The 23583-nt window shown below is 69.7% G+C and carries 19 protein-coding genes, 2 tRNA genes and 1 pseudogene; 13 read left to right on the forward strand and 9 right to left on the reverse strand.

Annotated elements, in window-relative coordinates; genetic code table 11:
* Positions 1-73 precede the first annotated feature (73 nt).
* From K8638_RS03420 to K8638_RS03430, 3 genes are all read right to left on the reverse strand, one after another.
* A complete protein-coding gene (locus K8638_RS03420; protein ID WP_223752949.1) occupies positions 74-1603 on the reverse strand; it encodes a hypothetical protein in 1530 nt (509 codons plus the stop codon).
* A gap of 89 nt (positions 1604-1692) precedes the next feature.
* Entirely contained in the window at positions 1693-3684 is a 1992-nt protein-coding gene (locus tag K8638_RS03425) for a hypothetical protein (protein ID WP_223752950.1), read from the reverse strand.
* Positions 3684-6191, reverse strand: coding sequence for a bifunctional UDP-sugar hydrolase/5'-nucleotidase (locus tag K8638_RS03430; RefSeq protein ID WP_223752951.1), 2508 nt, complete (start codon positions 6189-6191; stop codon positions 3684-3686). The genes K8638_RS03425 and K8638_RS03430 overlap by 1 nt, the downstream gene beginning before the upstream one ends.
* A gap of 143 nt (positions 6192-6334) precedes the next feature.
* Here K8638_RS03430 and K8638_RS03435 point away from each other — a divergent pair, with 143 nt between their 5' ends.
* From K8638_RS03435 to K8638_RS03465, 7 genes and pseudogenes are all read left to right on the forward strand, one after another.
* Complete coding sequence (locus tag K8638_RS03435; RefSeq protein ID WP_223752952.1) at positions 6335-7015, forward strand: NUDIX hydrolase; 681 nt, start codon at positions 6335-6337, stop codon at positions 7013-7015.
* Between the two features lie 98 nt (positions 7016-7113).
* A complete protein-coding gene (locus K8638_RS03440) occupies positions 7114-8577 on the forward strand; it encodes an MFS transporter (RefSeq protein WP_223752953.1) in 1464 nt (487 codons plus the stop codon).
* Positions 8578-8651: 74 nt separating this feature from the next.
* Positions 8652-10217 carry a hypothetical protein gene (locus K8638_RS03445; protein WP_223752954.1) on the forward strand — a complete coding sequence of 522 codons (1566 nt, stop codon included), beginning with the start codon at positions 8652-8654 and terminating at the stop codon, positions 10215-10217.
* Positions 10218-10271: 54 nt separating this feature from the next.
* Positions 10272-11018 (forward strand): hypothetical protein, encoded by a 747-nt coding sequence (locus K8638_RS03450; protein WP_223752955.1) that lies wholly within the window; start codon positions 10272-10274, stop codon positions 11016-11018.
* 135 nt (positions 11019-11153) lie between these two features.
* The gene (pdhA, locus tag K8638_RS03455) at positions 11154-12278 is read left to right on the forward strand and encodes a pyruvate dehydrogenase (acetyl-transferring) E1 component subunit alpha (RefSeq protein ID WP_223752956.1); all 1125 of its coding nucleotides are present in this window, start codon (positions 11154-11156) and stop codon (positions 12276-12278) included.
* A gap of 44 nt (positions 12279-12322) precedes the next feature.
* Positions 12323-13318 (forward strand): annotated as a pseudogene (locus K8638_RS03460) (pyruvate dehydrogenase complex E1 component subunit beta); the annotation flags it as partial.
* Positions 13319-13324: 6 nt separating this feature from the next.
* Positions 13325-14950, forward strand: a complete 1626-nt coding sequence (locus K8638_RS03465) for a pyruvate dehydrogenase complex dihydrolipoamide acetyltransferase (protein WP_223752958.1) — start codon at positions 13325-13327, stop codon at positions 14948-14950.
* A 64-nt stretch (positions 14951-15014) separates the two neighbouring features.
* Here K8638_RS03465 and K8638_RS03470 read toward each other — a convergent pair whose 3' ends face one another.
* Entirely contained in the window at positions 15015-15257 is a 243-nt protein-coding gene (locus tag K8638_RS03470) for a hypothetical protein (protein WP_223752959.1), read from the reverse strand.
* Positions 15258-15446: 189 nt separating this feature from the next.
* On the opposite strand from K8638_RS03470, the gene K8638_RS03475 reads away from it, so the two are divergent.
* A complete protein-coding gene (locus tag K8638_RS03475; protein ID WP_223752960.1) occupies positions 15447-15743 on the forward strand; it encodes a DUF2795 domain-containing protein in 297 nt (98 codons plus the stop codon).
* 244 nt (positions 15744-15987) lie between these two features.
* Positions 15988-17145 carry a sensor histidine kinase gene (locus K8638_RS03480; protein WP_223752961.1) on the forward strand — a complete coding sequence of 386 codons (1158 nt, stop codon included), beginning with the start codon at positions 15988-15990 and terminating at the stop codon, positions 17143-17145.
* Here the strand turns inward: K8638_RS03480 and K8638_RS03485 are convergent.
* Entirely contained in the window at positions 17117-17701 is a 585-nt protein-coding gene (locus K8638_RS03485; protein ID WP_223752962.1) for a hypothetical protein, read from the reverse strand. The two genes, K8638_RS03480 and K8638_RS03485, sit on opposite strands and share 29 nt — an antisense overlap.
* A 69-nt stretch (positions 17702-17770) precedes the next feature.
* Between K8638_RS03485 and K8638_RS03490 the strand changes: the two genes are divergently transcribed.
* Positions 17771-18742 (forward strand): response regulator, encoded by a 972-nt coding sequence (locus K8638_RS03490; protein ID WP_223752963.1) that lies wholly within the window; start codon positions 17771-17773, stop codon positions 18740-18742.
* A gap of 114 nt (positions 18743-18856) precedes the next feature.
* On the opposite strand, the gene K8638_RS03495 is transcribed toward K8638_RS03490, so the two are convergent.
* From K8638_RS03495 to gltX, 4 genes are all read right to left on the reverse strand, one after another.
* Positions 18857-18928: transfer RNA gene (locus tag K8638_RS03495), tRNA-Glu, on the reverse strand.
* Positions 18929-19039: 111 nt separating this feature from the next.
* Positions 19040-19110 (reverse strand) — tRNA-Gln (locus K8638_RS03500).
* A gap of 60 nt (positions 19111-19170) precedes the next feature.
* Complete coding sequence (locus tag K8638_RS03505; RefSeq protein WP_223752964.1) at positions 19171-19581, reverse strand: hypothetical protein; 411 nt, start codon at positions 19579-19581, stop codon at positions 19171-19173.
* A gap of 57 nt (positions 19582-19638) precedes the next feature.
* Entirely contained in the window at positions 19639-21078 is a 1440-nt protein-coding gene (gltX, locus tag K8638_RS03510; RefSeq protein WP_223752965.1) for a glutamate--tRNA ligase, read from the reverse strand.
* Between the two features lie 99 nt (positions 21079-21177).
* On the opposite strand from gltX, the gene K8638_RS03515 reads away from it, so the two are divergent.
* The 3 genes from K8638_RS03515 to K8638_RS03525 are packed head-to-tail and all read left to right on the forward strand — an operon-like array spanning position 21178 to position 23578.
* Positions 21178-21744: a hypothetical protein gene (locus tag K8638_RS03515; protein ID WP_223752966.1), complete on the forward strand. Its 567-nt coding sequence runs from the start codon at positions 21178-21180 to the stop codon at positions 21742-21744.
* Positions 21741-22634 (forward strand): myxosortase-dependent metalloprotease, MXAN_2677/MXAN_2678 family, encoded by an 894-nt coding sequence (locus K8638_RS03520; RefSeq protein WP_223752967.1) that lies wholly within the window; start codon positions 21741-21743, stop codon positions 22632-22634. Before K8638_RS03515 ends, K8638_RS03520 begins: the two co-directional genes overlap by 4 nt.
* Positions 22631-23578, forward strand: a complete 948-nt coding sequence (locus tag K8638_RS03525; RefSeq protein ID WP_223752968.1) for a myxosortase-dependent metalloprotease, MXAN_2677/MXAN_2678 family — start codon at positions 22631-22633, stop codon at positions 23576-23578. The genes K8638_RS03520 and K8638_RS03525 overlap by 4 nt, the downstream gene beginning before the upstream one ends.
* Positions 23579-23583 lie beyond the last annotated feature (5 nt).

The raw sequence follows: 23583 nt of genomic DNA on the forward strand, positions 1-23583 counted from the left end.
GCACCGAACGAATCAACTTCGCTCGTCCTTTGAGCATGCCGGCCTTCACCTTTAGCTAATTTCCCGAAGCTGTTTAGAAGCGCGCCTGCAGCAGGGTGTTGAAGCCCAGCGCGTGCGGGTCCTCGAACGTGGGCTGGGCCACGCCGGTGACGTCGTCCCGGAACGTGGTCCGGTTGTTGTCGTACGTGTAGTAGACCTCGCCCACGGCGGCCACGGACTCGGACAAGTCCCAGCGGAAGGTGGCCTTCGCGGAGAAGATGGGCTCCGCCTCGCAGATGGCGCCGCCGCAGCGCTCCGGCAGGATGCTGAGCTGATTCACGTCACGCACCACCACCGTGCGCGTGCCGATGAGGTTCTCCGGCGGGTTGTTGCCGCCCACCACCGGGGTGGGGCTGCGGAACGAGGCCGGCTGCTGCACGCCCAGGATGAAGCCCGGCGTGAAGTGCAGCTGGGGGAAGTGGTAGTCCGCGCCCAGCGCCAGGAACATCTCCGGGTTCAGCGCCGTGCCCTCGGGGAAGTCCTGGAACGGGGGGAAGCCCGGCACGTCGAACTGGATATAGGAGAGGCTGCGGTACAGGCCGAGCAGGCTGAGGCGCAGGAAGTTCCACTTCGCGCGCGCCTGCAGCGCCAGCGCGGTGGCGTTCTGCGGCACGGTGGCGCCGAACTCGTCCGGGTCCTCCAGCGTCTGCGAGAGGAAGCTGCCCTCCAGCGACACGGAGTAGGACAGGCCGCCCGGGTACTGCTCCGGGGCGAAGAAGCGCTGGAACATCTCCGGGTCGTTCTTGTAGAGCCGGAAGTCCACGCTGATGCCCACCGGCACACCCACGTGGTAGACGACCTGGCCGGACACGCCCGCGGCATTCACCGGCGCCTCGATGCCCAGCGTGGCCAGGCCGGGCACCAGGCCCTTCTGGAAGTAGCCGGCGCCAGCCTCCACGCGCAGCGTCTCCAGGATGTCCCAGCCGGCACCGGCCAGGACACCGTAGAGCGTCTCCTCCTCGAGGATGAGCTCGTTCTGCACCAGCGCCGTCTTGCCGCCCACGTACGCGTACCACTTGTCACGCGTGAGCTGCAGCTTCACGCCCGGCACGCCGTTGGCCTGCGAGCGGGTGGTGAACGCGCTGCTGCCGCCCCAGGAGATGCGGTAGGCGTAGCCCAGGCGGAAGCGGTCCGCGGACACCGGGAAGCCGACGAGGGAGAGGCCCTCCTTCTCGCCCCAGCCCGGCGGCTGGTAGTTGAGGCGGATGTAGCTGGAGTTGTCGCGGATGTCGACGCCACCCGACGGGCGCTCCAGCACCAGCAGCGTCAGCGCCGCCTCGGTGGTGAGCCCCTCGAAGAACGCGGGCGCGCGCTTGTAGAGCACCACGTTCGACAGCGACTCGAAGCCGGAGAACCGGGTGTTGAAGTTGTCGTAGAACTGGGTGTTCTGGTTACCCGCGCCAAAGCGTGCGTTGGGGCTGTTGGGCGTCGTCTCGCCCGAGCCCGCAAGCACGTTGTCATCCGCGAAGACGAACGACAGGCGCGTGTCGACGAAGTCACCGGCCCAGGCGGGCGCACTCAGGGAAAGCAGCCCGGTCAGGGCCAGCGTCTGCAGCGTTTTCAATGTCCCTCTCCACGAAGCGGCCCGGGGGGAACCGCTCCTCCCCGCGCCCCGGCTCTCACCGGAGCGCGAACTTCTTCAACAGATGACGGTTACGGGTTGGCGCAAGGTTCGATGGGCCGCGGGCACTGCATGCCCGGGCCGGGGTGACAGCAGAGGTCGTCCTGGTCGCGAGGCAGCACCATCCACCGCGGGCGCGCGGCGCTGACCTGGCGCAGGTGGCCGGTGACGTCGAAGGTGGCCGCGCGCAGGTAGCGGCACTGCTGGGCGCGGCCCGTGTCCGGGTCGTCCTCGCGGCAGTCCACCACCAGGTCCGGCACCGCGTCCTTCGTCACCACGTTGATGCGGGTGCGCGAGTCCGCGCCCACCTTGCACGTCACCGCGCCGTTGGCCTCATTCTGGGCGGAGACCCACATGAAGGCCTGCGAGGCCGCCAGCGTGTGCTCGAACACGGTGTTCGCCTCCACGGGCACGTCGTCGCTTTCCGGCACGCTGCCGCCGCCACCGAAGCGCAGCAGCGCGGCCTTGTCGCACCAGACGTGCACCTTCATGCCGGGGACCAGCTCGCCGGAGACGGCCCAGGTGGTGGTGTCCGGGTTGCCGTCCACCGCCGCGGTGACGGACTTCACGCGGGCCGGCACCGAGCCGTCCAGGTTCGCCTCGGGCGCGCCCGTGGGGTTCATCTCCACCACGAACTGGCCGAAGCTCTCGAAGGTGTTCCGCTCCGTGCAGAGCTGGCCGGCGAACCGGCCGATGCCCAGCGTGCAGTCGATGTTGCACTGGCGCTCGGGGACGTCCGGGTCGCTGGGGCTGTCCGCGCCGCACCCGCCCCACGTCCCGCCACGCGTGTCCGCGCAGAAGAAGGGCACCTGGCCGTTGCCGTTGGCGTCACAGCTGTTGAAGACGCGCGGGAACTTCACCCGGCGAATCTTCACCAGCGAGGACTCCAGGCTCTCCATCTTGTAGTTGCCGTAGCTGTAGCCGCACAGCGGGTCGGTGATGTACGGCGAGCCGCTGTAGCCGCACAGCCGGCCGTTGATTTCCACCGGCTCCACGAGCTTCAGGTACTTGTCCCACTCGGTCTGGGGCAGCAGGCGCACGCGCTCGCGCACGCTCCACGAGGGGAAGGTGAGCTGCGTGGTGGCGGTGAACTCCTGCACCGAGCCGGCCACCGTCCACAGCAGGTCGCCCGGGTCCAGGCCCTCCGGGAAGGAGTAGTTGTAGATGTAGAGCGAGTTGAACCGGCCCGGCAGGTAGCCGGACGGCTCGGGCGTCTGGATGTTGGCGCCCTGGATGCCCGCCTCCCGCACGCGGCAGGAGGTGATGTCCGTCACGAAGAAGCCGCCGGGGTCCGTGCCCGTCACCAGCAGCGTGAGCGGCTGGTCGTTGTTCGGGTCGTCCGAGGCGCAGTTCTGCCGGAGGGCCGGCCCGGACTCGGGGCTGCGGCCGATGCGCATGTACGTGCCCTTGTAGGCCGTCTCCTGGTTGCCGTTCTGCGGCGTCTGCACCGCGGCGATGGTGGGCTCCTCGAACAGCAGCGTCCGGGACAGGCCCGTGGCATGGGTGCGCGTCGCCGGCTCCTCCGGGAGGTCGCCGGTCACCACCTCGCCCTCGGCGTAGTCCACCTCGGGCGGCTCGTCCTGCACCCACACGTGCATCTCGCCGTAGAGCTGTCCGGCGCGCACGGTGGCGGAGCCCTTGCCGCCCTCGAGCTTCGTCCAGCGGTACTTGTACTCGCCGGTGAGGTTGCCCGGGACGACGCGGAAGGACACCGGGCCGTTGAAGGACTCCATCAGCTGCCCGTTGACGTCCAGCGCGGTGATGTCGAGGTCGATCTCCACCGTGCCGCGGGGGATGAGGTACCGGCACCCCTCGGTGCCGCGCACCTCCTCGGGAACCTGGCCCTGGCCGCCATGGCGGGTAGCGCAGGCGTTCTCCACCGGCAGCATGCTGCGCGGGGTGGTGGCGGTGGAGTAGAGGCCCTTCACCTCCACCTGGAAGGTGCCGATGCCCTTGGGCTGTGCCGTCTCTTGGGTATAGCAGCCGGCCGCGGCGAGGGCCGACACGAGCACGAGTCGCTTCATCACTTCACCCTCCGGCCGATGCGGCCGTCTTCCACCGCGTCGGCGATGGACATGGAGGTGGGGTTCTCACAGAAGTTGCGCAGCTGCGGCGTCACGGTGCCGCACACGGGGTTCGTTCCGGCGAGCACATCCCGGCAGCTGCACCGCCCGGTGTAGGGGCCGGCGGCCGGTGCGCAGAAGGCCTGCACCTCGGCGGACGTGTCGAACTCGGACGGCACATTGCAGCCCTCGGGGTTGTAGCCGCGGTCGTCGAGGTCCCCGCAGGTGCAATTCTCGCCCACCTGCTTCCCGGCGACGCAGGCCAGCCGGGCCTGCTCGGGCGTGGTGACGTCCGGCGCATTGCAGCCCGCGGGGTCGAACCCCCGGCGGAGCAGGTCACCGCACGAGCAGTCACCCACCTTCACCGCGAGCTCGTCCTTGAAGGACTTCGCCGCGCGGCAGAAGCCCACGACCTGCTCGTCCACCACCCACTGCCCGTTGATGAGGTTGCCGCAGCGGGCGCCCGTCTTGGAGGTCTCCCGGCCCGCGAGGATGTCCTCGCAGGTGCAGAAGCCCTGCATGTAGCCGATGAGCGAGTCGCGCAGGGAGATGCCCGTCTCGATGCGCGTGGTGTTGCGCTTGAGCACGTTGAAGCCCGAGCCGCCCTTGGCGATGTAGTCGTTCACGGCAATCTTGTACGTGCCGTTGGGGTCCAGCGGCTTGCCGTTGATGACGATGTCCGTGCCCGGGTTGGCGTAGCAGCGGCCCTCGCCCGCGATGGAGGTCTCGTCCTCGATGCACTGCCAGGGGGCGTGGCCCGTGCGGTCCTCCTGGGGGCAGTCCTCGCCGCGCCGCGCCCGCTCGCAGGGGATGCGCAGGTCGTTGAGCTGCACCTGGGCGCAGTCCATGGTGAAGCGCGCGCCGGAGATCTGCGCCTGGCTGACGCAGCCGCGCTCGGAGGAGCGCTCGGCCACGAAGTTGAACATCTCCTGCATCTCGGCGCCGGAGAGGTACATGATGTTGATGGTGTTCTCGAAGGGGAACACGTTGAACATCGACTCCTGCGTCACCACGCCGGCGTAGAGGTTGTCGCGGATGCCCAGCGAGTTGGTGAGCGCCATCTCCGCCTCGACGCGGCGGCGCTTGCGCATGGAGTCCGCGGCGACGTTGCCCAGCGGCGAGTCCCCGCCCGTGGAGTTGTTGCGGCGCTGCACGTCGCGCGGGGCGTAGGAGAAGATGTTGGTGAGCTGCAGCTTCATGTCCATGCCCAGGATGTAGGGCTGGAGCAGCTGCGTGGTGTCCCGGTCCTCCTGGTCACGGCAGCGCTGGATGGCCGCGCGCACCTTCTCCTCCTGGATGAACTGGCCCTCCTCCCAGAAGATGTCCGGGTCGTAGCGGTAGTTGCGCATGGCGTCGTCGCACCAGAGCGCGTCCATGGGGAAGACGCGGTAGTCCTGGGTGACGACCTCGGCGCCCTCGCCCTGGCCGAGCTCCTCCGGCATCTTCACCACCAGGTCCAGGCGGCCCACGTACTTGGCGAACGCGCCGGAGTGCGCCAGCACCACCTGGCGGCCGCTGGGGTCCGACAGGAGCTGCGGCGGGTTGAGCACCACGTGCAGGTGGCCGCCCAGCACCACGTCCACGCCGGACACGCCGGGGATGAACACGCGCACCACCGACTTCTCGTCGCCTTCGGGGCCGAACCACTCCAGCACCTGCCAGGGGTTCTTCGAGCGCTGGACGAAGCTCCTGGCGCGGCCGTACTCGTAGTAGGCCTCATAGCCCTGGATGACGTCCTGGTCCTCGGTGAGGCCCAGGTGGCTGACGATGACGATGAGGTCCGTCACCGGGCGCAGCAGCTCCACGTACGCGCGCACCACCTCGTTCTGCTCCAGCGGGGTGGCCTGCAGGCTGTTGCCGCCCTCGACGATGGAGTTGAGCGAGGAGATGTTGGCCATGCCGATGACACCGACGCGCACGCCCTTGACGTTGCGGATGGTGTACGGCTCCGTCTCCAGCGCCGTCTGGTTGCTGCCCACCTGACGCCAGTCGCTCCAGATGTAGTTGGCGGCCAGCAGGGGGAAGGTGGCGTTGTCGCGCGCGCGCTGGGTGAAGTTGAGCGCGCCTGCGTCGAACTCGTGGTTGCCGACGACGGCCGCGTCCAGGCGCGACTGCGAGAGGAACTTGAACTCCGCCTCGCCCGTATTGATGTTGAAGATGGGCGCGCCCTGGAAGCAGTCGCCCGAGTCCAGGTGGATGACCCGGTCGCCCTTTTCGCGCTCCCGCTTCAGCAGCGCCGCCATGCGCGTCGCGCCGCCGAAGGGACCGGCCTCCGGGATGAGCCCCAGGTCCTGGTCCGTTCGCAGCGGGGCGAAGTCATAGGGGATGAGGCGCGAGTGGATGTCCGAGGTGTGGAGGAGCGTCAGGCGCACCTCCTGCCCCTCGAGGTGGTAATCCTGGCCTTCCACCACCGGCATGCATGAAGCCGTAGCCAGGGCGCAGGAGAGGCCGAGCAGGACGCGACGCATCAGAAGAGATTCCGTGTTTCAGGGGGTAGACGACGGTAAAGCCGGCGCAACGTACGGGATCATCCTCTGTCGGGCAAGCAACGCAGCCACGGCATTCCTACTCTGTCGCCATGGCGTCCCAATCCCCAGGAGAGCAGGCAGGCATGAAGCAAAGCCGTTCCAGTGTCACTGACATCGAGATCATCGAGGATTTCTCGGCTACCGCGCGCTGCGACGAGGGCTTCCTGCGAGTGCGGCGCCTGCGGTGCCGGAACCGGCGCGCGGACGGGTCCTCCTCTCCGGTGTACCGGGTGGACGTGGTGGACCGGCCCCGGCTGGACGCGGTGGCGGTGCTTGTCTTTCGACGTGGTGCGTCGGGGCTGGAGGTGCTGACGCGGATGAACCTGCGGCCCGCGGCGTACTTCCGGAAGGACAACCGGGGGGCGATGACGGTGCCGGACCCGTCCTCGGGCTACCTGCGGGTGGAGGAAATCGTCGCGGGGCTGCTGGAGCCGGAGGACAAGGGCGAGGAGGGCCTGAAGCGGCGCGCGGCGGAGGAGGTGCGCGAGGAGGCCGGCTACGCGGTGCGGCCCGAGGACATCCACCTGCTGGGGGGCTCGTTCTTCCTGGCGCCGGGCATCCTGTCGGAGAAGGTGTTTCCGGCGGCGGTGGACGTCACGGGGCTTACGCCGCTGGAGCCCGAGGGAGACGGCTCGCCGCTGGAGGAGGGCACGCAGCTGCACTGGCGCCCCATTCAAGAGGTGCTGGACGCGTGCCGCCGTGGGGACATCCCGGATGCGAAGACGGAAGTGGCCCTGACGCGGCTGCTTGCCCGCCAGGCTTGAGGCGCCGGACCGTCCAACGGCGCGCGGCTTGGGTTTCGCCGGGCCGCGCGCCGGGGTAGGGTGCGCGGCGTTTCGTCACCCACCGCAGAGGTTGCTGCATGTCGTCGCTGCCCCCCTGGCTTGCCCAGCTCCTGCCCATCCTCATCCTGCTGGGGGCCATCGCCCTCGTCCTGGCGCGCCTGCCCAAGGTGGAACTGGGGCACACGGACGCGTTCCGCCGCCGCCGCTTCTTCAACTGGTTCCCGCTGGGCATGACGTACGCGTTCCTCTACATGGGCCGCTACAACGTCAACGTGGCCACCAGCGCGCTGGGCGGCCGCACCAGCAACGCGGACTTCGGCACCATCTTCGCCTGGGGCACGCTCGTCTACGGCTTCGCCTTCCTCCTCAACGGTCCGCTGACGGACCGGCTCGGAGGGCGGAAGACCATCCTCATCTCCGCGGCCGGCTCGTCGGCGGCCAACGTCGCCATGGGCGGCGTGGTGTACGCGGTGCTGACGCAGGACTGGCAGCCGCCGGGGGGCCTCGTGGCGACGCTGTCGTTCCTCTACGCCGTCAACATGTACTTCCAGAGCTTCGGCGCGGTCTCCATCGTCAAGGTGAACGCGTCCTGGTTCCACGTGCGCGAGCGCGGCCTGCTGGGCGGCGTGTTCGGCATCCTCATCTCGCTGGGCGTCTACTTCGCCTACGACTGGAGCCGGCTCATCGTGAAGGCGGCGCCCACGTACTGGGCCTTCTTCGTGCCGGCCGCCATCCTCGCGGCCTTCGTGGTGCTGGACTTCTTCATCATCCGCGACACGCCGAGCCACGCCGGGCACCCGGACTTCGACACGGCGGACGCGTCCTCCGGGGACACCGGGCCCCAGCTCGGGTTGGGGGCGGTGCTGATGCGGATGCTCGGCAACCCCACCATCATCGTCATCCTCTGCATCGAGTTCTGCAGCGGCTTCATGCGCAACGCCATCATGCAGTGGTACCCCAAGTTCGCGAAGTCCACCGGCATCAGCGAGTCGTTCGTCGCGGCCAACTGGGGCATGCTGCTGTGCGTGGCCGGCATCACCGGCGGCATGTTCGCCGGCGTCATCAGCGACCGCATCTTCGACTCGCGCCGCGGTCCCGTGTCCTTCGTGCTCTACGCGGGCATGTCCCTGGGCGCGGTGGCTACCCTGTTCCTGCTCAACAGCGTGGCGCTGGGGTGGACGGTCATCTTCATGTCCCTGTGCGTCATCGGCGTGCACGGCATGCTGTCCGGCACGGCCAGCATGGACTTCGGCGGCAAGAAGAACGCGGGCGTCGCGGTGGGCATCATCGACGGCGCCGTCTATGCGGGCACCGCCCTCCAGTCCATCCTCCTGGGCAGGATTCTTCCCAGCGGCGAGCTGGCGAAGGACCCGTCCAACTGGGGCAACTGGCCGTATGCCATGCTGCCGCTGTCCTTCGCGGGCCTGCTGCTGGCCACCCGGGTGTGGAACGCGAAGCCCCAGCCCAGGGCCGCGCCGGCTCCCGCCACCCTCCCGGTGCCCGCGGAGACGCCGGCCTCCCGGACCGGGACGCGGGGGTAGATGCTTCGTGCTTCAACGGACGTGTCACGGCCGGGTCACTCCCGTGTGACAGACAGGTGACGTAGAGTGCGGGTGTGACCCAGGCACCCGCACCCTTGCAGAGCCGCTTCGAGGTCCACGACCGGAAGCAGTTCGAGATAAAGCTCGAGTACCAGCCCTCGGGCGTGGATGAGACGCGCTACGTCGTGGAGGCGTACCTCTTCCTGCCCGGGAGCCTGAACATCGACGCGGAGACGTACCCGCGCGCGGACTTCTACGCGGACATCCACAACTACGTGCGCTTCAAGACGCCGGTGATGGCGGTCGAGGAGCTGCTGACGTCGGACGCCTCGCCGCTGGTGAGGCTGGAGGCGTGGCTGCGCACGGGGATGGGCACGGAAGGGGACGTCGTCTACCAGGCGAAGCTGCTGTCGTGCGTGCTGCGCGGGACGCTGCGCCGGTTCGCCGTGGACGTGGAGTCCCGCTGCGAGGGACGCACCCCCCCGCCGGCCGAGGCGGGCGCGGCGCTGGAGGCGGACGTCCGGGCGATGCAGGCCGGGGTGACGCGGGTGCTGGAGCGCTTCCGCGCGTGGCTGCGCGCCGTGGGGGAGTTGCGGCTGCAGGAGCGCTCGCGCGCGTCGCTGCGGCTGGTGGACGAGTACGTCAGCCTGCTGGTGGAGGGCGGCTTCCGGCGCTCCGTGGCGGACATGAAGGCGCTGCCGCGCGAGGAGCCGTGGCTGGGGCTGCGCAAGGGGCTGATGGAGGCGGTGCTGCGCGAGGAGGCGTACCGCAAGGAGCACCAGCTTCGCAGCGTGCTGAGCCCCACCGGGGACAACGAGGAGTACATCCAGCGGCTGGGCTTCCTGAAGAAGTTCTGCATGAACGTGCTCTTCCTGTCCTCGAAGCGGAAGCAGAAGCGGCAGGGCTTCGAGGAGATGCTGTTCGCGTTCGCCGCGGGCGTGGCGATGACGTTCGCCACCGCGGTGGCCTTCTGGGCGCAGGCGAGATTCGCCCAGGCGAGCCTCAACTTCTTCCTCATCCTCGTCGTCGGCTACATGGTGAAGGACCGCATCAAGGAGGGCCTGCGGCGGATGCTCAGCCGCGTGGCGGCCACGCACCTGGCGGACCGGACGGCGGACCTGGTGGACCCCGTCACCGGGCGCGCCATCGGCACGTGCGAGGAGCGCGTGGACTACGGCTCCGCCGTGAAGGTGCCGGAGTCCGTGGCGGCGCTGCGCCACCGCGATGACCTGCTCACCGCGACGCAGGGCGAGCTGTCGGAGACGGTCATCCGCTACCGCAAGCACATCGACCTGGACGCGCGGCTGCTGCCACGCACGGAGCGCGGCCTGTCCGGCGTCACCGACATCCTCCGGCTGAACGTGGGGCGCTTCCTGCGCGACATGGACGAGCCGGAGCTGGCGCTGGAATACGTGGACCTGGAGGACCTGTCCGTGGGCCTCATCCGTGGCGCGAAGCGTTATCCAGTGGACGTGGTGTTCCGCTTCACCGTGGAGGAGGAGGAGAGGGACCGGCGGCAGGAGACGACGCAGCTCGTCCGGCTGGTGCTGGACCGCAATGGCATCCAGCGCATGCAGCACTTCCTGGAGCCGTCTCCGGGGACGCCGCCTGGGCCCGTGCCCTGGCGGTCGGCCGCCTGAGCGGCGCGGTTTCGGCGGCGCCCTCGCGCGGGCGCGGGTAATCTCCCCGCGCTCATGGCCTACGACGACTTCAAGAAGCGCATCCGTGACGACTGGCGGGACACCCTGCGTGGCATCCTGACGCGGGCCCGCTCGCTCGGTCCCCGGGGAGTGCTGGCGTTCGACCTGGACTCCACCCTCTTCGACAACCGCCCCCGGCAGGCCCGCATCCTCCGCGAGTACGGCGCCTCGCGCGCCCTGGACGCACTGAGCGTCTGCGCGCCCCACCACTGGGTGACGGGCTGGGACATGCGCGAGGCCATGCGGGCCTGTGGCCTGGACGAGGCCCAGATTGAGGCCCACTTCCCCGAGGCCCGCCGCTTCTGGGTGGAGCGCTTCTTCACCAGCGACTACTGCCTGGAGGACGTGGCGATTGAAGGCGCCGCCGCGTTCACCCACGCCGTGGTGGCGACGGGCGCGCTGCTCGTCTACGTGACGGGCCGGCACGAGGGCATGCGGACGGGCTCCGTCTCCTGCATGGAGAAGCACGGCCTGGCGCTCCCGGACGAGCAGCGGGTGCACCTCTTCATGAAGCCCACGCTCAAGGAGGACGACGACGCCTTCAAGCGCGACGCCCACGCGAGGCTGGGCCGGCTGGGGGCCGTGGTGGCCGCCTTCGACAACGAGCCCACCCACGCCAACGACTACCGGCGGAAGTTTCCAGAGGCCACCGTCATCCATCTGGCGACGGACCACTCGGGCCGCCCCGTGGAGTTGCTGGACGGCGTCATTTCCGTCCCGCACTTCGCACTCGATTCGTGACGCACCGCGCCTGAAAGACAGGCGCGGCACAGAATGGTTTGTATCGCTTTGAAGTCCCCCAGCCGCGCGCTATGAGGCGCACGGCATTCGCCGCCCCGGGAATGACAGGGGCGGCCTGCATGGAGGCATTCCGCGGTGGCCAGCCCGTACTCGAAGGAACAGCTGTTGACGATGTACCGGAAGATGTACCTCATCCGCCGCTTCGAGGAGCGCGCGGGTCAGCAGTACACGCTGGGGAAGATCGCCGGCTTCTGCCACCTCTACATCGGCCAGGAGGCCGTGGCGGTGGGCCCCAACGAGGCCCTCCGTCCGGACGACTACATGCTGAGCGCGTACCGCGACCACGGCCAGCCGCTGGCCCGTGGCAGTGACGCGGGCATGGTGATGGCGGAGCTGTTCGGCCGCGGCACCGGCTACAGCAAGGGCAAGGGCGGCTCGATGCACATCTTCGACATCGAGCACCACTTCTACGGCGGCTACGGCATCGTCGGCGGGCAGATTCCGCTCGCCGCGGGCATGGCCTTCGCCAGCCGCTACCGGAACGAGGACCGCGTCACGGTCTGCTACTTCGGCGACGCGGCCGCCAACCAGGGCTCCTTCCACGAGACGTTCAACATGGCGTCCAAGTGGAAGCTGCCGGTCATCTACATCTGCGAGAACAACCGCTACGGCATGGGCACGGCCATCTCCCGCACGTCCGCGGTGCCCGAAATCCACAAGCGCGCCGCGGCCTACGGCATGCGCGGCGAGCCGGTGGACGGCATGGACTGCCTGAAGATGTACGAGGCGGTGAAGGACGCCGCCGCGTACTGCCGCGCGGGCAAGGGCCCCGTGCTGCTGGAGGCCAACACGTACCGCTTCCGCGGCCACTCCATGGCGGACCCCGCCACCTACCGCTCCAAGCAGGAGGTGGAGGAGGAGCGCAAGAACGACCCCATCCCCAAGCTGCGCGACTACACGCTCAAGCAGGGGCTGGCCCAGGACGCGGAGTTCGAGGCGATTGAAGAGGAAGTGAAGGCGGTGGTGGATGCCGCGGTGAAGTTCGCGGACGAGTCCCCGGAGCCTGGCCTGGACGAGCTGTGGCGGGACACCATCGTCGCGGAGGGCGAGGAGGACGTGCGTCCCCGCGAGCGCGTGCTGGGCGTGAAGGTGACCCACTGGCCGAAGTACCCGAGCGGCCAGGAGCTGAAGGTGACGTGGGACCTCGAGCCCCGCGAGCAGGCCGAGCAGGCTGACAAGAAGGCGGGCCTGAGCCGCTAGCGCTCCCTCGCCCTGGACCCCAACCCTTTTTCGATTTCCCTTCGGAGCCGACGATGCCCGAGTTGATGTACCGCGAGGCGCTGAACCAGGCGCTCGCCGAGGAGATGGAGCGCGACGCCAACGTCTTCCTGATTGGTGAGGAGGTGGGCCGCTACAACGGCGCCTTCAAGGTGTCGCAGGGACTGCTGGACCGGTTCGGGAGCGCGCGCATCATCGACGCGCCCATCTCCGAGCTGGGCTTCGCCGGCATGAGCGTGGGCGCGGCCATGGTGGGCCTGCGGCCCGTGGTGGAGATGATGACCTGGAACTTCGCGATTCTCGCGATGGACCAGATCGTCAACAACGCGGCCAAGCTGCGGCACATGTCGGGCGGCCAGCTCCGCTGCCCGATTGTCTTCCGCGGTCCCGGCGGCGCGGGCGGCCGGCTGTCCAGCCAGCACAGCCAGGCGCTGGAGGCCAACTACGCCCACTTCCCGGGCCTGAAGGTGATTGCCCCGGCCACCCCGGCGGACGCCAAGGGCATGCTCAAGGCGGCCATCCGGGACGAGAACCCCGTCATCATGTTCGAGGGCGAGCGGCTCTACGCGCTCAAGGGCGAGGTGCCCGAGGGCGAGCACGTGGTGCCCATCGGCAAGGCGGACGTGAAGCGCGAGGGCACGGACGTCACCATCATCACCTGGAGCCGCATGTACTACTTCTGCATGGAGGCGGCCGAGCAGCTCGCCCAGGAGGGCATCTCCGCGGAGGTGCTGGACCTGCGCACGCTGAGGCCGCTGGACGAGGAGGCCATCCTCGCCAGCGTGCGGAAGACGAACCGCGTGGTCATCGTCGAGGAGGGTTGGGCCCTCGCGGGCGTGGGCGCCTCGGTGGTGGACATCATCCAGTCGAAGGCGTTCGACGACCTGGACGCGCCGGTGGAGCGCGTGACGGGGCTCGACGTGAACATGTCCTACGCGGCGAACCTGGAGAACGCGACCCAGCCGGACGCGCCCAAGATCATCGCCGCGGTCAAGAAGGTGCTGTACCGCGAGGGAGCCTGAACGCGTATGGCCATACCCATCCAGATGCCCAGCCTTTCCCCGACGATGAAGGAGGGGAAGATCGTCAAGTGGCTCAAGAAGGTGGGCGACAAGGTCTCCTCCGGTGAGGCGGTCGCCGAGGTGGAGACGGACAAGTCCAACCTCGAAATCGAGGCCTACGACGACGGCTACCTCCTGCAGATTGTCGTCGGCGAGGACCAGATGGCCGCCGTGGGCGCGCCCATCGCGTTCCTCGGCGCCAAGGGGGAGAAGGTGGAGGCCGGCAAGGCCGCCGCCGCGCCTGCTCCGAAGCCCGCGGAGGCCCCCGCCGCCGCGAAGCCTCCGGCCCCGCCGGCCCCCGCTCCCACGCCTCCCGCCGCGCCTGCCGCCGGTGGTGGCGGCCGTATCGCCGTGGCCATGCCGTCGCTCTCCCCGACGATGAAGGAGGGGAAGATCGTCAAGTGGCTCAAGAAGGTGGGCGACAAGGTCTCCTCCGGCGACGCCATCGCCGAGCTGGAGACGGACAAGTCCAACCTCGAAATCGAGGCCTACGACGACGGCACGCTGTCGGAAATCGTCGTCGGTGAGAACCAGACGGCGGCCGTGGGCGCGCCCATCGCGTACCTCACCGGCAAGGCGGGCAAGGCGGCTCCGGCTCCGGCGGCCGCCCAGGCTCCGGCGGCTCCGGCTCCCGCCGCGAAGGCGCCCGCGGCTCCGGCCGGTGGGCAGGTGGTGCCGCTGCGCCGCGAGGAGCCCGCCGTGGCGGGTGGGCGCCGGCTGCGTGCCAGCCCGCTGGCGAAGAAGATTGCCCGCGAGCGGGGCCTGGACATCACCCAGGTGCACGGCTCCGGCCCCTCGGGCCGCGTGGTGAAGCGCGACATCGAGGAGGCGCTGGCCAGGGGCGTCGCGGCTCCGGCGGCGGCGAAGAAGGCCCCGGCGGCGGTGCCCGGCGCGCGTCCGGCACCCGGCGTCCGGCCCGAGCCGCAGGTGGTGCCCCTCACGTCCATGCGCAAGGTCATCGCGCAGCGGATGACCGAGGTGAAGCCCGGCGTGCCGCACTTCTATCTCACCATCGAGGTGGAGATGGACGCCGCGGTGAAGGTCCGCGAGGAGGCCAAGGCGATGGACCTCAAGGTCTCCGTCAATGACCTCATCGTGAAGGCCGTGGCCATGGCGGTGCGCCGCTACCCGAAGATCAACGTGTCCCTGCAAGGGGACCAGGTCGTCCAGTACAACACCGTGGACGTGGGCATCGCGGTGGCGCTGGAGGAGGGCCTCATCACCCCCATCCTCCGCGACGCGGACCAGAAGGGGATGCAGGCCATCTCCACCGAGGTGCGCGAGCTGGCCGAGCGCGCCCGCAAGCGGGCCCTCAAGCCGGACGAGTACACGGGCGGCTCCATCACCGTCAGCAACCTGGGCATGTACGGCATCGACCAGTTCGTCGCCGTCATCAACCCGCCGCAGGCGTCCATCCTCGCGGTGGGCGCGGTGGCCGACAAGGCGGTGGTCGTCAACGGGCAGCTCGCGGTGCGCAAGATGATGACGGCCACGCTGTCGTGTGACCACCGCGTCATCGACGGCGCCATCGGCGCCGAGTTCCTGCGCGAGCTGCGCGGCCTGCTCGAGCACCCCACGCGGCTGCTCTTCTAGGCCGTTCTCACCCGCCCCCGTGTTCCCTCGCCAGAGGGGCACGGAGGCGGGGCAGGGGAGCGCGCTACTCCCGCGTCGGCTCCTTCGACTCCTCCATCTCCTGCTCGAGCCGGCGCTGGGCCTGTGTCACCTCCGCCTGCTCCTCGCGCGGGGTACCGGTGGGCAGGTCATGCTCCTCGCCTCGCGAGCGGCCTTCGATTCCGGGCCAGGGCTCTGGCCGCGTGGCCTGCACGTGCTCGATGTGCTCCACGTAGCCCCTCTCTCCGCCCGCGTCGCGCTTCTCCGGGCCCGCCTTCTTCTTCGCCATGGTGCTCGTCCTCCCTCGCTGGAATGGACTCCGACTCACTCCGTGGCGGTAACGGTGGGACGCCTCCCGTGGGCTGACCACCCGCGAGCAGGCGGTATGGCTCGCTCCCACGCCTGCCGGGCGTGCATGGCAAAAAAGCCCGGCAGCCGACCCGGTTCGCTGCTTAACTTCGTCCCAATGAATGACGACATGACACGCGAACGGCTTGCCCAGGGTGTGTCGGAGTTGGAGTCCCGCGTAGGCCAGCCGCAACCCCTTGCCCAGTCGCTGCACGAGGCGCTGCTGGGCGCGGTGTTCCCCCTCACCGCCGATGAGCTGACGTGGGTGGCCCGTGAGAACGAGGCGCCCCCCGTCCTGCTCTCGCTGCTGGGCGGCCTCCCCCGGGGGCTCTTCGCCTCCCTGGACGCCGTGGCCGTGGCCCTGGAGGGGGGCCTGTCCGTCAGCGACGCTCCCTTGGCGCGGGCGCCTGACGCCCCCACGCGCTGAAACCCGCCGCGCGCGGACGAGGCTGACAGCTTCGCAAATCCCGCGAGTGCTCCAGCCTTCACTGACACTGCAGGATTTCCTGGGGAGCCCCCCTTCTCACGGAGGGAGGGCGGGGGATGCGGCGCGTCAGGCACTCCCCGTATGCTGGGGGCGCGCCGCACCCGGAGAACGGAAGTGGGAGGAGGCGCTATCCTAGGCCCTACCAGCCTGGCCCCCTTGGGACACCCTGGCCAGGAGGAGCGTCATGAACCCGTCTGAACTCCCCGCGGTGCTCTACGTCGACGACGACGCCCTGAACCTGCGGGTCTTCGACGCGAACTTCGGGCAGCGCTTCCGCATCTTCCGCAGCTCGTCTCCGAGCGAGGCGCTGGCGTTGCTGGAGCAGCGCCGGGGTGAGATTGGCGTCATCCTCTCGGACCAGCGCATGCCTGGCATGACGGGCGTGGAGCTGCTGGAGCGCGCGCGCACCATTGCCCCTGACGCCAAGCGCATGCTGGTGACGGCGTACGCGGACATGCAGGCCGTCATCGACGCGGTGAACCGCGGCCAGGTGACGCGCTACTTCGTCAAGCCGTGGGACCGGGCGGAGCTGCAGGCCGCGCTGGACGACGCGCTGAAGATTGCCCGGCTGGAGCTGCGCATCCGCGAGGTGGAAGGGCGGATGATGAAGTCCGAGCGTCTGGCCACGCTGGGGCAGGTGACGGCGGGCATCGCCCACGAGCTGATGGGGCCGGTGGGCTACCTCTCGCAGAACGTGGTGTCGCTGCAGCGCGACCTGGGCAGCGTCATCCAGTACGTGTCGCGCCACCTGCAGTCGGACCCGAACCCGGCGGTGGCGGAGACGGTGGAGGATTTGCCCGCGCTCATCAAGGACCTGGCGGACGGCGCCGAGCACCTGCGGCAGGTGGCGCTGGGGCTGCGCGCGCAGGCGCGCGGCGAGGACATGGAGTCCACCGCGGACGTGTCGGAGGTGGTGTCCTTCGCGGTGAAGCTGGCCCGCGCCGAGGTGCGCGACAGGGCGCGGCTGACGAGCAACGGCGACCCGGTGCGCGTCACCTTCGGGCCGGTGAAGCTGTGCCAGGTGGTGCTCAACCTCATCGTCAACGCGTCGCAGGCCATGGCGGGCACGGGCCGGCAGGGCCTCATCGAGGTGCGGTGGACGGTGCGTCCGGAGGACGTGGTGCTCACCGTGGCGGACAACGGCTGCGGCATCCCCCTGGAGCTGCAGGACCGCGTCTTCCAGCCGCTCTTCACCACCAAGCCGGTGGGCATCGGCACCGGCCTGGGCCTGTCCATCTGCAAGGAGCTGGTGGCGCAGTTCGGAGGGACGCTGCGGCTGTCCTCCACTCCCGGTGAGGGCACGGAAATCGAAATCACCCTCCGGCGAGCCCCGCCCCTCTGAGTCCGAAGGCGTTGCTCAACATGCGCCACACGCGGCGCAGCGTCTCGCCCTCGGCGGGACGCACGTGCTCCACCAGCACCGCGCGGCGCGCGGGCTCGCCCTCCGGCGCGTACTCCACCACCAGCGCGTAGCGGGGGCCGGGGCGCTCCACCACGTGCACGGCCTTCACCGCGTCGAAGGGCACCAGCTCCGCGCGCGTGGCCCCGGGCGTCCACGCCAGCCGCTCCACCCGGAGCGACTCCGAGCGGAAGTGCAGCACGAAGCGGCGCCGGCCCAGCCGGGACTCCAGCCGCAGCGCCAGGCCCACCAGGAGCGCCGCGAGCACGGCCAGCGCCACGGAGGCGGCCGGCACCGCCCCGGCCTCCAGCCCCGCCAGCACGGCCGCGCCCACGGTGCAGCCGAATGCCACTCCCACGCACAGTCCGGGCAGCAGCCGCCGCTCCCACGGGGGAGGCAGGGACTCGCCCACCAGCCGGCCGCCGTCATAGCGCAGCCTCACGTCACCCAGCCGCCCGGGCACCCGGTTATCCAGCAGCGCGTCCTCGAAGCTTGCCACGCCCCCAGCATAACGGCCCTCGCAGGCGAGCCTCGAAGTTGGAAGAGAGCTGTGAGAATCTCCCTCTTCATGGATCTCCCGTTCGAGACCGGGGACGGCGAGGGTGGGGAGGGGGGGACGCTCGCCTCGACGGTGCTGGTGGTGGATGACGAGCCCGTCGTCCTGGACATCTGCGCCCGCTTGCTGGAGCGCGAGCCGGACCTGGCGGTGACGCTGGCCCAGAGCGCCGAGGAGGCGCTGCCGCTGCTGGCGGAGCAGCGCTTCGACGTGCTGGTGACGGACAAGAACCTGCCCGGCATGGGCGGCGTGGAGCTCATCGCCGAGGCGCGGCGGCTGCAGCCCTCCATGGAGGCGCTGATGATTACCGCCTACGCCAGCTCCGAGTCCGTCATCGCCGCCTTCGCGGCCGGCGCCAGCGACTACATCCTCAAGCCCTTCGACGACTTGCGGGTGCTGCGCGCGAAGGTGCGCGCCGCCCTGGAGCGCCGCACCTCGGGGATGCGTGTGCGCGAGCAGGCGCGGGAGGTGGCCCGTGAGGCCGCCATGCTGCTGGCCTCCGGCCAGGACGCGCCCGAGCCCGCTCACATCGCGCTGGAGGAGGAGCTGCGCGCCTACGAGGAGGCCGTGCGCATCGGCCTGAATGGCCGGGTGGCGGTGGTGGGCAGCGCCGAGGCCGTCGCCGTGCTGAAGGCGAACGGCTTCGACGCGCGGGCGCTGCCGCCGTACGCGCCCGAGCTGGTGGAGATGGACATCATCATCGTCGAGACGGGCGACCCGCAGTGGCGCACGCTCGCCGAGCGGCTCCAGCGTCAGACTCCGGACGTGCTGCTGCTGGCCAGCCCCCAGGCGGACCTGGGCGACCTGCTGGAGGCGATTACCCTGCGAATGGACCTGGTGGGCTTCGGCAGCACCCAGGGCGCCAGCGCGCTCCCGGAGAAGGTGCGGATGCTGCTGCTGCGCCGGGGCGTCGAGCGGGCACAGGACCGGCTCGCCGCCGCGCTCGCCATCTTCCGCCAGAGCATCCCCGCGTCCCCGGCCTGAGGGCCCGCCGGGAGGGAGGAGCGAAGCGGCCGCGCGCCGCCTCGCCACCCGCGCGCGATGCCGTGGCCCGCAAAGCGAAACGCCCACCTTCTTTTCAGAAGATGGGCGTCTCAGTGACCCTGCCGGGATTCGAACCCGAGTTTGTGCCGTGAGAGGGCACCGTCCTAACCGCTAGACGACAGGGCCGTTTGTTTCTTGTTTCAACCGCCGCTAACTGCCGATGCTTTCTACTTTTTTCGTCCGTCCTCGTCAACCATTTGTTTCTGCTGGTTGCTTCGGACTTCCGGGTGCTGCGAGCTGGGGAACTAGGATTCGAACCTAGATAAGCAGAGTCAGAATCTGCTGTCCTGCCGTTAGACGATTCCCCAAAAACTGCGGCGACTCTCTACCAACAGCGCCTCGGGACTGCAACAACTTCGAAGAGGCGTTTACTTCTTCCTGCTCGGCTTCGTCTCGGGCTTCTTCGCGGGCTTGCCTGCCTGCTGGACCGGGACGATGTAGATGCGAACCTCGTCGTTCGCCTCGTAAATGTTCAAGCCCGCGAAGTTCTTCCCCGAGGGATTGACGATGTGTACTGCCTTGACGCCCGGCTGGTTGACGATCTGCCGGCGAGGGTAGTTCGACGTCGAATACACCGAGCGGTAGTAGTCGAGCGTCGCCTCGAAATCGCGTGGCGCCCGGTAGCGGTTCTCGCCGACCTTCTGCGAGCCGTCCGGGAGCTGCGCGCCGCTGACCACCTCGGCGCCCGCCACCGACACCCAGAGGGCCAACAGCACCGCCCCGAGCGGGCGCGCCTTATAGAAATGCCGACCCAGGGTGTCAAGCGTGCGCGTCTTCATGGGGCCGAAAGATAGGTTCCGCATCCGCTGACGTCCACCGCTTCCTGGTCCTGACGTTCAGCCGCGGGTGAGCGCGGCGTCGATGCGGCGCAGGGCCTCGTCGCGCCCCACCAGGAGCAGCGTCTCGCCGATGCCCGGGCTGGTGGTGTTGCCGGTGACGGCCACGCGGATGGGCTGCGCCACCTTGCCCATGCCCACGTTGGCGGACTCGCTCACCGTCTTCACCACGCCGTCCAGCGGCTCCACCTTCCACTCGGGGAGGGCGGCGAGCGCCTCGCGCGCCTGGCGCAGCAGGTTGAGGGACTCGCCGGTGAGGTGCTTGGCGGCGGCCTTCTCGTCCAGGGTGACGCCGGAGCGGAAGTAGACGTTGGCGGCCGTGGTGGCCATCTCCTCGAGCGTGTTGGAGCGCTCGCGCAGGGCGCGCACCAGCGGCTCCAGGCGCGGGTCCCCCCTGGCCTGGATGCCCTTGGCCTCCAGGAAGGGCAGGAGCCGCTCGGCGACGGTGGCCTCCGGCAGCAGCTTCATCCACTGCTGGTTGAGCCACAGGAGCTTCTTCGGGTCCCACACGCCGGAGGTGGTGCCCACGTCGGAGAAGTCGAACCACTCCAGCATCTGCTCGCGGCTGATGACCTCGTCGTTGCCGTGGCTCCAGCCCAGGCGGATGACGAAGTTGAGCAGCGCCTCCGGCAGGATGCCGTTGCGCTTGTGCAGCATCACGTCCGCCTCGGGGTGCTTGCGCTTGGACAGCTTCTCGCGGTCCGGGCCGAGGATGAGCGGCAGGTGGGCGAACTCCGGCGGCTGCCAGCCCAGCGCCTGGTACAGCATGAGCTGCGGGAAGGTGGAGTTGACGTGCTCCTGGCCGCGGGCGACCAGGGTGACCTCCATCAGGTGGTCGTCGATGACGCAGCCGTAGTTGTAGAGGGGGATGCCGTCCGCGCGCAGCATCACCCAGTCATCCAGGTCCGAGTAGGGCTTGGTGATCTTCCCCAGCGCCTTGTCGTCGAAGGAGACGGAGCCCTCGCCCGACGGCATCTTGAAGCGGATGACCGCGTCCTCCGCGCGCTTGCCCGGGGGCGGCCCCTTCAGCTCGCGGCAGGTGCCCGGGTACTTGAAGGCGCCGCCCGTCTTCTCCGCGGCCTGACGCTGCGCATCCAGCTCCTCGCGGGTGCAGTAGCACCGGTAGGCCTTGCCCTCGGTGATGAGCCGGTCGGCGTGCTCGCGGTAGGTGTCCAGCCGCTGCGTCTGGAAGTAGGGGGCGTGGGGGCCCTCCTTGCCGGGGCCCTCGTCCCACTCCAGGCCCAGCCAGTTCAGGCCGTCCAGGATGGCCTGCACGGACTCCGGCGTGGAGCGGACCTGGTCGGTGTCCTCCATGCGAAGGATGAAGGTGCCGCCGAAGCGCCGCGCCTGCAGGTAGTTCATCAGCGCGGTGCGGGCGCCTCCGATGTGGAGGTAGCCGGTGGGCGACGGAGCGAAGCGGACGCGAGGAGAGGCAGGCATACTGGCGCGCGGATTAGCAGGGTGGGGGTGGGGAATCAACGCGGGACGCTACGGACGGACCGGAGCGGCTGGGGTAAGCTGACGGCAGGGAGAACGCGTATGTCGATTCGTCAGGTATTTCGCACGTGGATGCTGGTGGCCCTCCTGGGGGCCCTGCCGGCGGGCGCCACCACCCAGCTCAAGGTGGACCTGTCCCAGCTCGCCCAGGGCGCGGATGCCGTCGTCCACGGCGTCGTCCGCCGGGTGGAGAGCCGCTGGAGCGGCGACAAGATGCGCATCGTCACCGACGTCGAAATCCAGGTGACGGAGTCCCTCAAGGGGCAGCCGGGCGGCTCGGTGCTCGTCACCCAGCCCGGCGGCCGGGTGGGCGACGTCGGCCAGGTGGTGCATGGCCTCGCCTCCTTCGCCCCCGGCGAGGAGGTGGTGGTCTTCCTGGAGAAGCGCGGCGCGCGTGCCTTCCGTGTGTCCTCCATGGCCCAGGGCAAGTACCAGGTGAAGCGTGACGGCAAGTCCGCCCTGGCGGTGCCGGAGCCGTCGGAGGCGCTGCTGCTGGACCCCGTCACCCGCAAGCCGAGCGCGAGCGCGCTCCAGCCGATGACGCTGGAGGAGTTGAAGACGGCCATCCGCGCCGCGCTCCAGGCCGCGCCGAAGGAGCAGGCGCCGTGACGCCGCTCGCCTCCCTCATGGTGGCCCTGGCGCTGGGCCAGTCCTCGGCCCCCTACGTGCGCAGCCGCGTGGACGCGGGCGACACCCGGACGCAGTGCCTCTACTGGACGGCCGAGCGCATCACCTGGCACCAGAGCACCTACGGCAACCCGGCCACGGCCGGCGAGACCGAGTTCGAGGCGATGCGCCGCTCCTTCCAGAGCTGGCAGGACATCTTCGCCCAGTGCGGCAACCTCGCGCTGGAGGAGGGCCCCCGCGTCAACGCCCGGGAGGTGGGCTACACGCGCGAGGGCGACAACATCAACCTGGTGCTCTTCCGGGACCGGGACTGCCACGCGGTGGTGCCCGAGGACGACGCGTGCTGGGACGATGAGACGTGCTCCAACACGTACGACTGCTGGGAGGATGACGACAACACCATCGCCATCACCCTCACCACGTACGACGAGCGCTCGGGCATCATCTACGACTCGGACATCTCCTTCAACGCGGCGCGCTTCTCCTTCACCACGGCGGATGGCGGCACCTGCTTCCCGCCGGTGACGGCCAACTGCGTGGCCACGGACGTGCAGAACACGGCCACGCACGAGATTGGCCACTTCGTCGGCCTGGACCACACGTACGCGCTGGGCTCCACCATGAACCCGAGCGCCCCGCCGGGCGAGGTGTCCAAGCGCACCATCGACAGCGGCTCGCGCGACTTCGTCTGCAAGGTGTATCCCCAGGGCGGGGCCAGCCAGGCCTGCCTGCACCCGACGGTGGAAGCGGAGCTCGGCCCCAAGGGAGGCACGGGCTGCGCCGCCTCCGGCTCCGTCGCCGCGCTGCCCGCGCTGGCCGCGTGGGCGCTGTGGCTGTCGCGCCGCCGCCGTCGTGAGGAGGGTGTCCGGTGAAGAAGCCCCTGGCGCTCGCCGCCCTGCTGCTGGCGTCCTCTCCCGCGCTGGCGCAGGAGGAGCCGGTGCCGGTCTTCCGGCGCACCGCGGTGCCCGGACGGCCGCTGTGCCTCATGTGGCCGGGGCGCGACTACGTGTACCACCTGGACCCGGCGGGCAGTGCGCGCACGCCGGGCAACACCGAGGTGGCCGCCATCGAGGCGTCGTTCGCGTCGTGGCGGGCGCTGTCCGGCACGTGCAGCGACTACGCCTTCCGCCGGGGCGAGGACTGGAGCCTGCCGGTGGCGGTGGGGTACGACCAGGAGCTGCCGTTCAACAACTACAACATCATCACCTTCCGCGAGCGGGCGTGCCCCGCCGTGGTGCCCTCGGACGACCCGTGCTGGGGGGATGAGTCGTGCGGCAACGTGTACCGGTGCTGGGACCATGGTGAGGCCACCATCGGCCTCACCACCTCCACCTTCAGCTTCCGCGACGGGCGCGTGCTCGACTCGGACATCGAGCTGAATGGCTACTACCTCTTCACCACCGTGGACTCCCCGGTGTGCCAGGGCTCGCCCGCGACGAACTGCGTGTCCACGGACCTGGAGAACACCATGACGCACGAGATTGGCCACGTGGTGGGGCTGGACCACGTGACGGCTCCGGGCTCCACCATGGAGGCCACCGCGCCCCCGGGGGAGACGCGCAAGCGCCTCATCGACCCGGGGTCCGCCGCCGGCTTCTGCTCCATCTACCCGCGGGGCCTGCCGCCCACCCAGTGCATCATGCACGCCGAGGCGGGCATGGCCCTGGAGGCCGAAGGCCAGGGCACCGGCTGCGCGGCGGCGCCGGGGCCCCTGGCGCTGGGCGCCGTGCTGGCCGCCCTGTCGCTTGCCCGGCGGCGGGCGGGCGGGCGTGCGGCTGCCCTGGAGGCGGCTGCGACTGCGGGCGGGCGGGGTTAGAGGTA

It is taken from the genome of Myxococcus sp. RHSTA-1-4 (assembly GCF_020037125.1).
Taxonomy (GTDB): Bacteria; Myxococcota; Myxococcia; order Myxococcales; family Myxococcaceae; genus Myxococcus.

Bases quoted from the DNA above. Each gene is read 5' to 3' on its own strand.
- K8638_RS03475 (WP_223752960.1), top strand. From the start codon at position 15,447: ATGACACGCGAACGGCTTGCCCAGGGTGTGTCGGAGTTGGAGTCCCGC.
- K8638_RS03480 (WP_223752961.1), top strand. From the start codon at position 15,988: ATGAACCCGTCTGAACTCCCCGCGGTGCTCTACGTCGACGACGACGCC.
- K8638_RS03465 (WP_223752958.1), top strand. From the start codon at position 13,325: ATGGCCATACCCATCCAGATGCCCAGCCTTTCCCCGACGATGAAGGAG.
- K8638_RS03490 (WP_223752963.1), top strand. From the start codon at position 17,771: ATGGATCTCCCGTTCGAGACCGGGGACGGCGAGGGTGGGGAGGGGGGG.
- K8638_RS03440 (WP_223752953.1), top strand. From the start codon at position 7,114: ATGTCGTCGCTGCCCCCCTGGCTTGCCCAGCTCCTGCCCATCCTCATC.
- K8638_RS03470 (WP_223752959.1), bottom strand. From the start codon at position 15,257: ATGGCGAAGAAGAAGGCGGGCCCGGAGAAGCGCGACGCGGGCGGAGAG.
- gltX (WP_223752965.1), bottom strand. From the start codon at position 21,078: ATGCCTGCCTCTCCTCGCGTCCGCTTCGCTCCGTCGCCCACCGGCTAC.
- K8638_RS03515 (WP_223752966.1), top strand. From the start codon at position 21,178: ATGTCGATTCGTCAGGTATTTCGCACGTGGATGCTGGTGGCCCTCCTG.
- K8638_RS03435 (WP_223752952.1), top strand. From the start codon at position 6,335: ATGAAGCAAAGCCGTTCCAGTGTCACTGACATCGAGATCATCGAGGAT.
- K8638_RS03505 (WP_223752964.1), bottom strand. From the start codon at position 19,581: ATGAAGACGCGCACGCTTGACACCCTGGGTCGGCATTTCTATAAGGCG.
- K8638_RS03450 (WP_223752955.1), top strand. From the start codon at position 10,272: ATGGCCTACGACGACTTCAAGAAGCGCATCCGTGACGACTGGCGGGAC.
- K8638_RS03425 (WP_223752950.1), bottom strand. From the start codon at position 3,684: ATGAAGCGACTCGTGCTCGTGTCGGCCCTCGCCGCGGCCGGCTGCTAT.
- K8638_RS03430 (WP_223752951.1), bottom strand. From the start codon at position 6,191: ATGCGTCGCGTCCTGCTCGGCCTCTCCTGCGCCCTGGCTACGGCTTCA.